Annotated in this window: 13 protein-coding genes, 2 pseudogenes and 1 riboswitch; of the genes and pseudogenes, 5 read left to right on the forward strand and 10 right to left on the reverse strand. The window is 61.5% G+C overall.

The genetic code is table 11. The features are described 5' to 3' along the window. The 3 genes and pseudogenes from ACQ4WP_RS26605 to ACQ4WP_RS26615 form a co-directional block, all read left to right on the forward strand. A pseudogene (locus ACQ4WP_RS26605) lies at positions 1–117 on the forward strand (IS110 family transposase); the annotation flags it as partial. Further along, a pseudogene (locus tag ACQ4WP_RS26610) lies at positions 108–599 on the forward strand (SDR family oxidoreductase); the annotation flags it as partial. The pseudogenes ACQ4WP_RS26605 and ACQ4WP_RS26610, both read left to right, overlap by 10 nt. Before the next feature lie 496 nt (positions 600–1095). Further along, a complete protein-coding gene (locus ACQ4WP_RS26615; protein ID WP_436525913.1) occupies positions 1096–2502 on the forward strand; it encodes a DEAD/DEAH box helicase in 1407 nt (468 codons plus the stop codon). 84 nt (positions 2503–2586) lie between these two features. Here the strand turns inward: ACQ4WP_RS26615 and ACQ4WP_RS26620 are convergent, their stop codons facing one another. The 4 genes from ACQ4WP_RS26620 to ACQ4WP_RS26635 form a co-directional block, all read right to left on the reverse strand. Further along, positions 2587–3045, reverse strand: coding sequence for an acyl-CoA thioesterase (locus ACQ4WP_RS26620; RefSeq protein WP_436525974.1), 459 nt, complete (start codon positions 3043–3045; stop codon positions 2587–2589). A gap of 75 nt (positions 3046–3120) precedes the next feature. Further along, positions 3121–3489, reverse strand: coding sequence for a hypothetical protein (locus ACQ4WP_RS26625; RefSeq protein ID WP_426070501.1), 369 nt, complete (start codon positions 3487–3489; stop codon positions 3121–3123). 129 nt (positions 3490–3618) lie between these two features. Further along, entirely contained in the window at positions 3619–3756 is a 138-nt protein-coding gene (locus ACQ4WP_RS26630; protein ID WP_166674638.1) for a hypothetical protein, read from the reverse strand. A 229-nt stretch (positions 3757–3985) separates the two neighbouring features. Then, the gene (locus ACQ4WP_RS26635; RefSeq protein ID WP_230540583.1) at positions 3986–4159 is read right to left on the reverse strand and encodes a hypothetical protein; all 174 of its coding nucleotides are present in this window, start codon (positions 4157–4159) and stop codon (positions 3986–3988) included. A 362-nt stretch (positions 4160–4521) separates the two neighbouring features. Here ACQ4WP_RS26635 and pepA point away from each other — a divergent pair, with 362 nt between their 5' ends. After that, positions 4522–5355 carry a flocculation-associated PEP-CTERM protein PepA gene (gene pepA / locus ACQ4WP_RS26640; RefSeq protein ID WP_436525915.1) on the forward strand — a complete coding sequence of 278 codons (834 nt, stop codon included), beginning with the start codon at positions 4522–4524 and terminating at the stop codon, positions 5353–5355. A gap of 75 nt (positions 5356–5430) precedes the next feature. Here pepA and ACQ4WP_RS26645 read toward each other — a convergent pair whose 3' ends face one another. The 5 genes from ACQ4WP_RS26645 to ACQ4WP_RS26665 all read right to left on the reverse strand — a co-directional run bounded on the left by ACQ4WP_RS26645 (position 5431) and on the right by ACQ4WP_RS26665 (position 12337). After that, positions 5431–6540: a nitroreductase family protein gene (locus ACQ4WP_RS26645; protein WP_436525917.1), complete on the reverse strand. Its 1110-nt coding sequence runs from the start codon at positions 6538–6540 to the stop codon at positions 5431–5433. Next, positions 6541–7410, reverse strand: a complete 870-nt coding sequence (locus tag ACQ4WP_RS26650; RefSeq protein ID WP_436525919.1) for a ThiF family adenylyltransferase — start codon at positions 7408–7410, stop codon at positions 6541–6543. 82 nt (positions 7411–7492) lie between these two features. Beyond that, positions 7493–9079: a methyl-accepting chemotaxis protein gene (locus ACQ4WP_RS26655; protein ID WP_436525921.1), complete on the reverse strand. Its 1587-nt coding sequence runs from the start codon at positions 9077–9079 to the stop codon at positions 7493–7495. A 122-nt stretch (positions 9080–9201) separates the two neighbouring features. After that, complete coding sequence (locus ACQ4WP_RS26660) at positions 9202–9399, reverse strand: hypothetical protein (RefSeq protein WP_010399555.1); 198 nt, start codon at positions 9397–9399, stop codon at positions 9202–9204. A gap of 94 nt (positions 9400–9493) precedes the next feature. Next, entirely contained in the window at positions 9494–12337 is a 2844-nt protein-coding gene (locus ACQ4WP_RS26665) for a M16 family metallopeptidase (protein WP_436525923.1), read from the reverse strand. 185 nt (positions 12338–12522) lie between these two features. Then, positions 12523–12673, forward strand: a riboswitch (FMN riboswitch). Between the two features lie 95 nt (positions 12674–12768). On the opposite strand from ACQ4WP_RS26665, the gene ribB reads away from it, so the two are divergent. Further along, entirely contained in the window at positions 12769–13416 is a 648-nt protein-coding gene (ribB, locus tag ACQ4WP_RS26670) for a 3,4-dihydroxy-2-butanone-4-phosphate synthase (RefSeq protein ID WP_436525925.1), read from the forward strand. A gap of 16 nt (positions 13417–13432) precedes the next feature. Here ribB and ACQ4WP_RS26675 read toward each other — a convergent pair whose 3' ends face one another. Further along, positions 13433–14803, reverse strand: a complete 1371-nt coding sequence (locus tag ACQ4WP_RS26675; protein WP_436525927.1) for an MFS transporter — start codon at positions 14801–14803, stop codon at positions 13433–13435. Between the last annotated feature and the right edge of the window lie 103 nt (positions 14804–14906).

Raw genomic sequence — 14906 nt, forward strand, 5'->3', positions numbered from 1 at the left:
AGCAATGGCTTGCGCGGCTTGCTCGGTGAGTATGGCGAAGTGATGAGTGTAGGCCGCGCTGCGCTGAACCGGGGCATGAACGATGCGCTGGCGCGGCTGGCCGAACGCTTGCCGGCGACTTCCTCGACGGCCTGTCGCGCGACAGCTTCCGCATCGCGCACGATATTTCCGCCTACAGCTTCCCCGCCATGGCCAAGGCCGCCCTGCCCCTGCTGCATCCGGGCGCCTCGGTCCTGACCCTGACCTACCTGGGCGCCGCGCGCGCCGTGCCCTACTACAACACCATGGGCCTGGCCAAGGCCTCGCTGGAAGCGTCCGTGCGCTATCTGGCCGAATCGCTGGGCCCGCGCGGCATCCGCGCCAACGGCATCTCGGCCGGCCCCATCAAGACCTTGGCCGCCACCGGCATCAAGGATTTCAGTAAACTCCTGGGCTTTGTGGCCGAGCACGCCCCGCTGCGCCGCAACGTCACCATCGAGGAAGTGGGCAACACGGCCGCCTTTTTGCTGTCCGACCTGGCCTCGGGCATCACGGGCGAGATTACCTACGTCGATGGCGGCTTTTCGCAAGTGATGGCCGTCAATCCCGAAGCAGAGTGACAGGGATGTGGCGCAAGTGCTGGGCCTGTCCCGGCAAAACCTGCATCAACTGATGGACAAATACCGGCACAGGCGCCCCCGCTGCCCGACGCCATCGCCGCCATGCTTGCCTGACTGGCGGAAAACTACGTAATCTTACTGATTTCGCATAGGAAACATGCTCAAGACGTGGTAGGACTGTCGTCTCCTCCCATTTAGGCCGTGCAAAACGGCGGCAAATACGGTATAGTGTCGTTGTGCGCTGCAATATGTTCGCTTGAAGCGATGGCAACACCGCAGTAACATGCAATTACAAACTTAGCAGCTTCGCAAGCCTTAGCGCATCCACAGGATGCCGCTTATAAAGCCCTCCCGCCTTGTGTGTCGCACCTGACACCGTCCCGGCGCAAAGCTTTTGTGCCGAAATTTCTTTCTAGTTGAGTCATTTCGTTTTGGTTGGCGTTGCTATTTTGCGTTCTGCTTTTTGCAAGAACGCTGATTTTTACGAAAGAAAAGAATGACATTTGAATCCTTAGGCCTGCATCCGTCCATCATCGCCGCTCTGACCGAATCGGGCTACACCGCGCCAACCGCGGTACAGTCGCAAGCGATTCCAGCCGCGATCGAAGGCCGTGACCTGCTGGTCTCGTCGCAGACCGGTTCGGGCAAGACCGCAGCTTTCATGCTGCCGTCGCTGCACAAACTGGCCATCGCCGAACAAAGCGCCGCCGGCAAGACACCGAATCAGGAAATGCAAGCATCGCGCGCCCGCGGCGAGCGTCCACGTTTCAAGGCTGCCCAGCCAAAAATGCTGGTGCTGACGCCAACGCGCGAACTGGCACTGCAAGTGACCACCAACACCGACAAGTACAGCACCGGCATCCGCCGCATCAAGGCTGTGTCGATTCTGGGCGGCATGCCTTACCCTAAACAGATGCAATTGCTGGCCAAGAATCCTGAAATCCTGGTCGCCACCCCTGGCCGTCTGATCGACCACATGGACTCGGGCAAGATCGACTTCTCGCAACTGGAAATCCTGGTGCTGGACGAAGCCGACCGCATGCTGGACATGGGTTTCATCGACGACATCGAAAAAATCGTGGCCGCGACGCCTGAAGGCCGTCAAACCATGCTGTTCTCGGCAACCCTGGACGGCGTCGTCGGCAACATGGCCCGCCGCATCACGAAAAACCCGCTGGTCATCCAAGTGGCAAGCTCGAGCAACAAACATGAAAACATCACGCAGCGCGTCCACTTCGTCGACGATCTGTCGCACAAGAATCGCCTGCTGGACCACCTGCTGCGCGATGAAACCCTGGACCAGGCTGTTGTGTTTACCGCCACCAAGCGTGACGCCGACACCATCGCCGACCGCCTGAACATCGCCGGCTTCTCGGCTGCCGCCTTGCACGGCGACATGCATCAGGGCGCGCGTAACCGCACCCTGGACGGCATGCGCCGCGGCCAGGTCAAAGTGCTGGTCGCCACCGACGTTGCCGCCCGCGGTATCGACGTGCCAACCATCACCCACGTGTTCAACTACGATTTGCCGAAGTTCCCGGAAGACTACGTCCACCGTATCGGCCGTACCGGCCGCGCTGGCCGCAATGGCCTGGCCATCTCGCTGGTGAACCACGCTGAAGGCATGAACGTCAAGCGCATCGAACGCTTCACCAAGCAATTGATCCCGGTCAATGTCATCGAAGGTTTCGAGCCTAAGAAAACGGCATCGGCACCACGTTCGAGCGCCCGTCCAGGCGGCTGGAAACCAGGCGACAACCGTGGCGGCGCGAAGCCAGCCCAACGCACGTTCAGCAAGCCGGGCGCACCACGCAAAGATGGCGCGCCTAGCACGGGCGGCGGCTACAAGGGTTCCAACCCGCGCAGCACCGACGGCGCACGCCGCAGCTACGGCGACCGTTAATCACGGCGCACCGCCGCCGAGGCAGCAGGCAATAAAAACGGCCACCAGATCACTCTGGTGGCCGTTTTTTTATGCCCGGCGCATTTACTTCTTCGACACCTTCTGGCGCGACATCTTGCGCAGCTTGGCTTGCTCGAAGCGCGCATGCTGCTCCGGCGTCTCCAGCACCAGCGGCGGCACGGCCACCGGCTTGCGGTTGGCGTCCACGGCCACCATCGTGAAATAGCAGCTGTTGGCATGGCGCACCAGGCGCTGCTGAATGTTTTCCGTCACCACGCGGATGCCCACTTCCATCGAGGTCGTGCCCGTGTAATTGATCGAGGCGAGGAACGTCACCAGTTCACCCACGTGAATAGGCTGCAAGAACATCACCTGGTCCACGGACAGGGTCACCACATAGCTGCCCGAGTAGCGGCTGGCACAGGCGTAGGCGACGCTATCGAGGTATTTCAGGATGGTGCCACCGTGCACGTTGCCGGAAAAGTTGGCCATATCGGGCGTCATCAAGACCGTCATCGTCAGTTCGTGGGCCGACCAGTTCATCGCGCTGTCCAAAGTGTTCTCCAAAGGGGAAAGTGAGGGGGATGTGAAAACCGGCCCCAGGGGCCGGTGCAGACCTTACAGGCCCAGGGTGTCGATATCGGCCAGCGAGTCGCGGCCCTTGTCGGAAATGTCGTGCCCCTCGCCTTCGGCGCGCGCCACGATGTGGGCTTTCTTGCCCAGGAAATAAGCCACCTCCGTGTCCAGCTTGGTCAGCGGATCGGCGGCGACGGCGCGCAAACCCATGATGCAGCGGCGCAGGAACAGCAGTTGTTGTGCTTTCTCGGTGATGGACAAACGGCCATCGCGGGCGTAGCTGAGCAGCTTCAGGCCGGACAGGCGCTTGGCATTGCGGGCAACGCAAGCACTGGGGCGCTCGGTCTTGATACCGCGAGCAACTTGCTCCAGCGCGTCATATTCATCGGTTGTTAATTTCTCGTTCTTCATTACTTTTCCATAAGAGGCCAGGTGTTCGGCCCCCATGGTACGCGCCCCGCTGCGCATCGGCAACAGGCAACGTGATTCAGTCGCCATCCGCCCCACGGACGGCGTGCTGAAAATGCGCGAGGATCGCGCTTATTTGTAGGTGCGCAACAGCAGCCACGCCAGGCCACAACCGGCCACGGCGCCCGCCAGGGCCAGCGCTGCGAGGTTTTTACTGGTGATCACAGGGCGCCGGCCCAGGTAGATTTTGTTATGCAAGGAATTGCCCATGATGGTCTCCTGTACAAGAATTTTTATGATGTCTCATTATAAGAACAGAATCGTGACGGCTGCATGACACACAGCAGTTAGCGCTTGATTTGTATCCACTCGGCAACATTTATTGGCATTTTTGTTGTTTAAATGGCGTGCCGATCCCGCCGCCCGCGCCATCCATTTCCAACTAGAAATAAACAGGGCGCGGCAGCGCATGAGCGCTCAGGTGCGCGACGACTTGCTCTCAGCCCATCTTGACGGGCGGCGGTGGTGGCGTCGGTTCCTCGACGGGCACGGGATCCGTGTGCGGCGGTTTTTCCGGCGGCGGCGTCAAAGGATCGCCTTCGGGCGGCGGCGGGATATCCGGTTCAGGCGTGCTGTGCGCACGCAGCGGGGCATGACGGGATCGTGGCTGCATGGTGACCTCCTTTTGCCCCACTGTAGCCGATGACGGGAAAGACTGGCGCCCGCGAGCCGCACTATTCACGCATGAAAAAGGCGCTGTCCACTTGAGCAGAGGAAGTCCAGGCGTCCTCCATGTTGCCGACCCAGAGCCTGCGCTGGCCAGCTCAGCTGTTATAGGCATGCACCTGTGAAGGCGGCGTAAACCGTCGATTTTTTTTACACAAGCGCGAAAAACGGCACACCTGTTTTCATAAGCTGTTGAATTTAAATACAAATATTACATGGTACGAATTCTGCTTCAAGGGCGTATGAGGTTATCTGAGGCAGCCGCCACAGTGACCTGGTCCGATCAATCCTCACGCTGAAGGAAATGCCATGAAACCGCTGTCCTCATTCCTGCGTTTCGCTCTCTCCGCGGCCGCCATCGGCGCCGCGCTGATCAGTGCTCCTGCACTCGCTGGTCCTTTGTTTACCGTCAATGAAGGTTCCGTCCCCGGTACCATACCCAATCTGGTTGTGGCCGACCGCATCAGCTTTGAATATCACGCGCGCGTCGAACAAACCATCGTTGGCGGTTTGGGTGGTGGCAACGATCCCTTCATTGAAACAGGCTTTCTGACCAAGGCCGCTTTCGGCAGCCCCACCGGCGGCAGCGTGCCATCGCAACTGAACGCCCTCAATGGCTATGGCATGTATGGCCTGTTCACCATCACCGGTCAGGCGGATACTCTGTCTGGCGGGATCCACGCCAACTTTCAAACCCTGACCATGACGCTGTACATCGACCCCAACCAAAACACCTCACTGTCGGTCAGTAACGTAGCAGGCTCGCCGGTGAATGTAGGTGGCGTCTCCGGGGATGATTATGCGATCGTGACCTACACGCTCGATCTGGGCGAAGCACACATTTTCGCCGGCCTGGCCCAAGGCGACTTCAAGGCCTTGCTTAACGCCACGCTGACGCCGCAAGGACAGTTGTTTTTCGTCAATCCCAACCCGTTTTTCCCGTTGGAGTCCCTCAGCGGAAATACGAACAGCTTCATCGGTGGCAGCTTGACCAACAGTTTCATCGCGATGGCCGACGGCGGCGGTCTGGAATTATTTCAAGCAGCTGTACCTGAGCCAGGCACCATCGCACTGCTCGGTATCGGCCTGTTTGGCCTGGGCATGACTGCGCGCCGCCAGCAAGACAAGCAGCGCCAGGCTTGATATACGATCCAGTTTACAAGCCGCTGATGTCCTCAGCGGCTTTTTTCGCTGCGGCAGCCAGCAAACGCATGCCGTTCACGCATGCGTCCTCCCGTTGACCGGCGCCACCAGCAAGTCTTGCAGCGGCCGGCGCAAGGAGCGCGCCTGGGCCGCCGGACCGGCGCCGATGCGGCCAAGGAACACGGCCCGCTCGACCACCACCGCACCCAGCACGGCCTGGCATTGCACCGCCAGTTCCTGCGCCAGCTCCAGCATGCCGTCGGTGCGCGAAAAGGCCCGCCGTTCGCGCACATAACGGGCGAAGATCAACGGCGTCAGCTCCGGCTGCAACTGCAGGCCCAGCTGCGTGGCCGTCAGCCAGAAGCGCTGCATGGCGCGGCCCGCCGCCACGTAATCGTCGATATGGCGCGGCGGCGCATCGGCCAGCAACACGAAATGCGCGGCGCAATACAGGCCTGGCAGCAAGTCCATCTGCAGGCGCGGGGCAATGGTACCCGCCAGCCAGGTATTGAAAAAATCCACGCGGCGCCAGCTGTGCATGACCCAACGCATCAGCCGCGCCGTCATCGGGTCGACGCCCAGCGCCTGCTCCGGGATGCGGTCGCTGCTGAAACGTGCACCCCATTCGATGACGTCACGGTGCACCTTGTGCGCTTCGGGCATGGTCAGGCGCAGCTTCGCATTGTCGAACATCAGACGCGCGCAGGCCAGGCGCGCGCGCCAGCCTTCGAACCACTGCACAGCGTAGCCAGGCGGCAAGCTGGCCGCCAGCGCCGCCTTTTCGCTGGCGCGCAGATGGCGCGTGCTGAGCCGTCGCCGCTGCACGCTGCGCTGCGGCAGGAAGGCCGCCAGCGGGTCGGGCAGCATGCCGGGGCTGTCGACAAAGCGCACGTCTAACGTGGGCAAGGTATCGGGCAAGCCGCCGCGCCGACGCGCCTCCACGCGCAAACCATGGCTGCTGGCCGCCAGTGCCATGCTTTCGAGCAAGGCGCCCAGCGATAGCTGGCTGGGATGGCCGTCGAGATCGTACACGCAATGGCTGCGCGTATCGAAGCCATGCACGACGACATGGCGCTGCTCCACGACTTCAAAGCGCCACGGCTGCGTATTGTCGCCGCTGGGCGCCCAGCGCGCCTGGTCGAGAATGTTTTCCAGCACGGGATCGATCAGCAGTGCTTGTACCATTTATGCCCCCTGCGCGGCGCGGCGCCGCTTGATGATGGCCATCGCCAGCCGTTGCAGCGGATGACGGTTGCCGCCGGGACGCCAGGTATGCACGAGCTTGTTGCGGTAGGCGTCGAAATGCATGCCGTGCGGCGCCGCCATCACCTTGCCGCGTTTCAATAAGATCTTCAGCGCCTCGGTGGCGGCTGCGCCCGCGCACAGCTGGCAGCCCATGATGGTCGACGGCCCGCGCCGCTCCTTCAGGTTGATGGCCGACGGGTCGACCAGATAAGGGCCGTGCAAGCCGGCCGGCGCCAGCCCGACGAGAAAACGCAAAGCTTTTTCTTCTTCAGGCAAGTCGCCCCAGCCAAAATACTCTTCGAACGTCATGCCGCCCGGCATGAAGCTGAGCACGGCCGTGCCCATGCCCAGCGGCGCGGCCGTGATGGCGGGAATGCCCAGGCGCGCGCAGGTGGAGAAGGTGGCCTGGCGCGCGGGAAAGGCAAAGAAATCCAGGCCGTCCACGTACAGGTCGACACCGGCAAAAAACTCGGCCAGGTTGCTGTCGTGTATGCCGTCTGGAAATTGTTTAATCTCCAGTTCGGGATTGATATCACGCGCCATCTGCGCCAGCACCGCTACCTTGGGCTGGCCCAGGGTGGACATCATGGCGCCGGCCTGTCGATTGAAGTTGGCGATATCGAAAGTGTCGAAATCGGCGATGTGAAAAGCGCCGATGCCCAGCCGCGCCAGGGTCAGCAAATGCACGCCGCCCACGCCGCCCATGCCGGCAATGGCCACGCGCTTGCCGCGCAAGCTGTCCTGCTCCGCTTGCGTGACCCAGCCCAGGTTGCGGGCAAACGCCGCTTGATAGGAAAAACCGTCTGTCATGCTTACCTCTTCTGTGTATCCGCTAAGGACCAAGAATGGTTTGACAGACGGTCGGGCGATAAGTTCCCGTTATGACGACGGCTTAGCGCGCCAGACGGCGCGGCGCTGCCGGTGCCGCGCGCGAGGGCGCCGCCGCGTGCCGCGCCACTGCGCCCACCTTGAACACGCTGACGATCTGCGCCAGCCCGGCCGCCTGCTCGTTCATGGCCTGCGCCGCCGCCGAAGCCTGCTCGACCAGGGCCGAGTTTTGCTGCGTCATGTTATCCATCTCGACGATGGCCTGGTTGATCTGCTCGATGCCGGCGCTCTGCTCGGCGCAGGCCGAGGAAATCTCGGCCACGATATCGGTCACATGCTGCACGCTGGAAACGACTTTTTCCATCGTCTCGCCCGCCAGCGCCACCAGTTTTTCACCGGCGCCCACTTGCTCGGCGGAACTGTCGATCAATTGCTTGATCTCCTTGGCGGCCGCAGCCGAGCGTTGCGCCAGGTTGCGCACTTCACTGGCGACGACGGCAAAGCCACGGCCCTGCTCGCCCGCGCGCGCCGCTTCCACGGCGGCGTTCAAGGCCAGGATATTCGTCTGGAAGGCGATACCGTCGATGACGGCGATGATGTCGCCGATCTTTTTCGACGAGGCATTGATGGCGCCCATGGTGTCGACCACCTGGCTCACCACGCCGCCCGCCTGGCTCGCCACTTGCGAAGCGGAAATAGCCAGCTGGTTGGCCTGGCGCGCATTGTCCGCATTCTGGCGCACGGTGGAGGTCATCTCTTCCATGGTCGAGGCCGTTTCCTCCAATGATCCCGCCTGCTGCTCGGTGCGCGCCGACAAGTCATGGTTGCCGGAAGCGATTTCACCCGACGCCGTGGAAATGGCATCGGCATCGTTGCGCACCTGGCTCACCAAATGCGCCAGGTTGTCGCGCATGGCCTTGATCGCCATCAACAGGCTGTCCGTGTCGCCCGGGCGCGTATCGATGTGCGTGGTCAGGTCGCCCTTGGCGATTTGCGCCACGATGGCCGCGGCATAGTCGGGTTCGCCGCCCAGCTGGCCCAGGATGCGGCGCAGCATCAAGGCCGCCAGGGCGCCCACCACCAGCATCAGCGCGCCGCCGATGGCCAGCAGCACGCCGGCCTGGGCCCAGAACTTGTGGTTGATGTCATCGATATACGTACCTGTGCCGATCAGCCAATCCCACGGCGCAAATTTCACCACCGCATACATCTTCGCCACCGGATCCTTCACGCCGGGACGCGTGCCATCCGCCTGCACCAGGCCAATGCGGCTGTTGGCCAGCGCTGCCCGGTAGCGGTCGCCCGACTGCTGCATGTTCTTTTGCGGCGTGCCGATGCGCGAGGGATTCGGATGCACGTATAGCAAGTCGGTACTGAAATCGCGCACAAAGTAATACATCTCATCCTTGACGAAACTGCCGATGGCCAGCTTGGCCTGCTGCTGGGCCTGTTCACGCGTCAGCTTGCCCGACTGTTCCAGCGCATACGCCTTTTCCACCGAAGCGTTGGCCAATTCCACCAGCACCGTCAATTGCTCGACGCGCTCGGCCATCATGGTCTGGCGCAGGGAATACAGGGAAAACGAGGCGATCAGAACGATGCCCAGCAAGGTACTGAAACACAAGAGGAGAATGCGCGAACGGAGAGTCATGGGTACCTGGAAGTAAATAGAAAATTTAATTGCCCGATGGAAATCTTTTCAGAAAAGCAAAACGGGCGGCGCTACCGGGCTGTGCCCGGCAGGCACCGCCCGCTGTAAGTCATTGTTGAAGGTCAGGCCAAGGCTTCCTTGGCCGCCTCTTCCGGCGTCAAGCCGTCGTAGAACTGGTCGGTAAACCACTCGACCTGCTCCTCGATATGGTCCTGCGCCTGCGCCACGGTGGCGCCGCCGGCCACGAGGAAGCCTTCAACCTCGATACACCAGTTGATCAATTCCAGGGTTTCCGGATCAAGTTCTTCTTTCTTAGCCATCGTGCATTCCTTGCTTGTTAAATTGCGATCAAATCCATCAGCAGCAGTTTAACAGCTTCGCCACCCTGCCGCCCCTGCAATGCAACAATGAAGATTACTTAGAGGCAACGTTTTTACGTTCCGGGTACAGCACCACCTGCACATAATTGTGCATGTCCAGGTAGCGCTGCGCTGCCTGTTTGACGGCTTGCGGCGTGATGGCGCGCACGCGCTGCTCGTAGCGCAGGATGTGCGCTGGATCGCGGCCCTGCGTCACCGAACCCATCAGCTGCTTCATCCAGTAATTATTTTCCCGCAAGGATTTCTGCTGGCGCGTGATCCAGTTCAGCTTGACCTTTTCCAGGTCGGCCACAGACGGTCCTTCCGCTTTCATCTTGTTGATTTCGGCAAAGGCGGCGGCGATCACCTTGTCCACGTTTTCCGGCCCCGTCGGCAAGTTCAGCGCCACCGAATAATGGCCATACGGATGCTGGCCCATGGAAGTTTCGAAGCCGCCGCCATAGATCATGCTCATCTTTTCGCGCAGCACTTCGATGACTTTCAGGTTCAGCACCTCGCCCAGCGCCTGCAGGGTCAGCTTTTGCTCGTCCGAATACGCCACGTCGCCATTGAAGGTGATGGAAATCGTGCTTTTGGGCTCGCTGCCCATGTAGATGTCCTTCTTGACGATCCCTGCCACCGGGCGCATGCCCACGTCGCGGTAGGCGTGCGGCACCTCGGCCACGGGCAAGGTGCCCAGGTAGCTGGCGATCAACGGCTTGATCTTGTCGAGCTCGAAGCTGCCCGTGAAGATGAAGGTCATGTCGCGCGCGCTGGAAAAGCGCTGGCGGAAGATCTCCAGCGAGCGGTCCAGGCCCACCTTGTCGAAGTCGGCCGCGCGCGGCACGCCATCGACGCGCGGGTTGTCGCCAAACATGGCGTGCTGGATGGCATCGTAGAACACGGCTTCCGGCTGCGCCATGCTGTTTTTCGCCAGGTCCTGCTGCTTGCCGATGAAGGACTGGTACAGGCCCGCATCCTTGCGCACGTCATGGAAATACAGCGTCACCAGTTGCAGCATGGCTTCCACGTCGGCGCTGCTGGCCGAACCGCCAAAGCCTTCGCTCAGTTCGCCCAACGAAGCGCCCACATTGACCGTCTTGCCGGCCAACACTTTTTGCAAGTCCAGCGGCGCCAGGTCTTTCAGACCCATGCTGCCGACCACGGCGCTGGCATAGCGGGCGTTGTAGATATCGGCGTCGCCAAACAGCGACTGACCGCCGAAGCGCGTCGAGCCCATCAGCACCTGGTCATTCTTGAAGTCCGTGGGTTTCAGCAGCACGCGCACGCCATTACCCAGGGTCAGCTCCGTCACGCCGATGGCGCTATTCAACTTTTCAGCGACGATGCTGCCACCGGCCGGCGGGCCATCCATCAGCTTGCTGGCCAGGACTTTTTCCGTATGCGGCTCGACCTTCTGCCGCTCGGCTTGCGCCACCGCGTCGAGCAACTGCTGCTGCGTCGGCACAGTCGAGGCCGTATCGCCCGCTTTCGGCTCGGCGCCCATGAAGACCACCAGTTTCTTTTGCTGGTCGGGGATCACCCTGGCGACCGTCTCATTGATTTCCTGCAAGGTCACCTGCGGCAAGAGCTCCTGCGCATACCGCAATTCATTGGCGATGCCGGGAATGGCTTCCTGCTCCAGGAAGTTGCGCGAATACTCGGCCACGAAACCGGCCGAATCGGACTTGTCGCGTTCGCTGTACGCGCGCTCGTAATTGCGCAACATGTTCTTGCGCGCGCGATCCAGCTCATCCTGGCTGAAACCAAAGCGGCGCGCCCGCTCATCTTCGTGCACCAGCGCATCGACAGCAGGCTGCACGCCGCCCTTGCCCAGCAAGGCATACGCGCTGAACGATTCATAGCCGCGCACCAGCTTGCCCATGCTGCTGCCGCCCTGGATAAACGGGGGATTGGCTTGCTGCGTCAATTCCTGCATGCGCGCGCTGAGCATTTGCCCGTACAGGTTTTCAATCATCTGGCGGCGGTAATCGGCAATGGTGACGGGCTCCTGCGCGGCGCGGATCGGGTAGCGGATGAAGACCGTGTCATCCGGTGCTTCCTTGTCCGTGATCACCAGCGCTTCCGTCTGCGAGCGCTGCGGCACTTCCGCATACAGGCGCGGACGGGGCTTCGCCGGGTTTTTCAGCTTGCCGAAATGCTGCTGGATCAGTTTTTCAGCCTGTTTCGGTTCCACGTCACCGACCACCATCACGGCCATCAGGTCGGGCCGGTACCAATCCTTGTAGAAACGCTTGATGGCTTCCGGCTTGAACGTTTTCAAGACGGATTCCTTGCCGATCGGCATGCGTTCCGCATAGCGCGACCCGTTCAGCAGCTTCGGATACAAGACCTTGTTCATGCGGTCGCTGGCGCCCTTGCCCAGGCGCGCCTCTTCCAGCACGATGCCGCGCTCGCTGTTGATGTCGGCCGGATTGAATTTCAAGCCATGCGCCCAGTCTTCCAGCACGAGAAAACCCTTTTCCAGGTTTTCCTTCTTGTTCGTCGGAATCGGCAGTACGTACACGGTTTCATCAAAGCTCGTGTAGGCGTTCAGGTCGGCGCCGAACTTCACGCCGATCGATTGCAAATAGGAAATGAGCTCATTGCGCTTGAAATGCGTGGAGCCATTGAAGGCCATATGTTCCGTGAAATGCGCCAGGCCTTGCTGGTCATCGTCTTCCAGGATGGAACCGGCTTTCACCACCAGGCGCAATTCCACTTTCTGGGCGGGACGGGCATTTTTCTTGATGTAATAGGTCAAGCCGTTCGGCAATTTTCCGACGGTCACTTCTGGTGCCAGCGGCAATGGATCGTTCAAACGGATTTCCGCCTGGGCCATGCAGGCGCAGGCCAGCAAGACGGCGCCCGAGATCAGGCGTAATTTACTCAGCTTCATGTATTCTCAACGGTAAAATTCAGTAAGCGTACCTTACACTGAAATCGTCTTTCCGCCATTAAAAACAGCTTAGGAAAACCTGCTTTTCCCAGGCAACTTTGCCGAATGACAAACTCAACAGTGCCCTGCCAGGTTCTTTCAATTGTGCTAAAGTATTGTCGCCGGTCATGTGGACCGGCACAACAATACGTCTTCGGGGCGGGGTGCGATTCCCCACCGGCGGTAAGACCGGCAACGGTCAAGCCCGCGAGCGCTTGTCAAACTGCGTTTGACAGGGTCAGCAGATCTGGTGTGACTCCAGAGCCGACGGTATAGTCCGGATGAAAGAAGATGTGCAGTAAACGCGATGTCCGATCGACCTGTCGATGCGGCCGGCTGCGTCTATTCGCTTGCCCTGCAGCGTTTTTCGCCTATGCGAGGAGCGTTTCACCATGTTAGTCAACAGCTATACCCTGCTTTCCAACGACCTGGAAGGTCGCATTCAATCCGCCCTGGCCGCCATGCGCGCCGGCATTCCCGTCATCCTGCTCGACGATTTCGACCGCGAAAACGAAGCCGACCTGATTCTGTCTGCCGAGAAACTCACGCACGAAACCATGGCCCTGCTGATCCGCGAATGCAGCGGCATCGTCTGCCTGTGCCTGCCGACGGACGTCGTCAGCGCGCTGGAATTGCCGCCCATGTCATCCGATAACGGCAGCCGCTACGGCACGCCATTCACGGTCTCCATCGAGGCGAGCGAAGGCGTCACGACAGGCGTGTCGGCAGCCGACCGGGTCACCACCATCCGCGCCGCCATCGCGCCGAACGCCAAGCCCGCCGACCTGGTGCGCCCCGGCCACGTGTTTCCCCTGCGCGCCGCGCCCGGTGGCGTGCTCGAGCGCCGCGGCCACACGGAAGGCTCCGTCGACCTGTCGCGCATGGCGGGCCTGAACCCGGCCGCCGTGCTATGCGAGCTGATGAACCCGGACGGCACCATGATGCGCGGCGACGCTATCGAACGCTTTGCCGAACTGCATGGCATGCCCATTCTCACCATCGAAGAACTGGTGGAGTGGCGCAGCACGCGCGAACAGTAAAGCGTCAGGCCATCCTTCAGGCGGCCACGGCCTTCGGCAGATGCACGTGCCGGTAGACGAGGCCCGCCGCCAGGCCATATGCGACGGCTATCGTCGCATAGGCCAGCGGCAAGCGCAGCGACCAGTCCTGCACCATGTGCAGGATGCTGCCGATCAAGGCTACGCCCACCAGCGCACCAATTTGCCGGTTCGCGTTCAGGGCCGCCGCCGCGCTGTTCGCATGCTGCTTGCCAGCCACCCGCATCACGGTGGCCGTCATGGCGGGAATGGCGATGCCGATGGCCACGTTCATGATGGCCGTGCCCAGCGCCAGCAAGCCATAGGGCGTACCTGGACGCAAACCCATCAGCAACAGCGCCATCACGGCGCCCACCAGCAAGCCGCTCAACATGGGCAAGCGCGTGCCATGGCGCGCCGCAATTGCGCCCGCCAGGAAATTTCCTACCGTATAGGCCGCCATCATGGGCAGCAGGCGCAAGCCCGACTGCAAGGCATCGGCGCCGCCAGACTGCTGCAGGAACAGGCTCAATAAAAACAGCTGGCCGAACACGCAGAAATTGATCAGGAAACCCACGCCATTGGCCGCACCGAAGCTGCTGCTGTGAAACAGTGCGCGCGGTAACAGCGGATGGCTGCCGCTGCGCTCGCGCCGCAACAGTTGCCAGGCCGACAGCAGCGTCAATGCCCCTGCCGCCAGCACGCCGGGTGACAGCCAGCCCAGCACGGGGCCTTCGATCAAGGTAAAACTCAGGCCCGCCAGCGCCGCCACGCCCAGTGCATGACTGAACAGCGACAAAGCGCGCTGCTGGCGCGCAGGCGCCGCCAGCAGCAGCTGCGCCATGACGATGGCCAGCACGCCCAGCGGCACATTCACCCAGAACACGCTGCGCCAGCCGAACTGGTGCACGAGGATGCCGCCGATCAGGGGACCCGACGCGCCGGCCACGCCCACCAGGGCCGACCAGGCGCCCAGCATGCGCGTGCGCTCGCGCTCGTCGTCAAAGCTGTGCGTCAGCAAGCTCAGGGAACTGGGCATGAACAGGGCGGCGCCCGCCCCTTGCAGCAAGCGCGCCGCCGTCAGAAAATGCCCGTCGGGCGCGGCGCCGCAGAGGATCGAACCGAGGATGAAGACGCCCAGGCCACCCTGGTACACGGCTTTCGGCCCGTAGCGGTCGGCCAGCGCGCCGCCGGCCAGCAGCAGCGCGGCAAACGTCAGCGTGTAGCCATCGACCACCCAGACCAGGCCCGTCAGCGGTATGGCCAGGTCCAGCGCGATATCGGATAGCGCCACGTTGACGGCCGTGACGTCGAGCATCGCCATGACGAAGCCGAAGGCCAGGGTCAGCAGGATCGAGCCGCTGGCGCGGTGCGGTGTGGGAGCAGACATGGTATTCCTTGCAGGGACAGCGGGGCAGCCATTATGCGAGCGTTGCATGATGCAGTAAACAAGCATAAAATCGGCATAGCAATGCAAAAATGCATCAACATAT

Source organism: Janthinobacterium lyxosi (assembly GCF_051380665.1).
Lineage (GTDB): Bacteria > Pseudomonadota > Gammaproteobacteria > Burkholderiales > Burkholderiaceae_D > Janthinobacterium.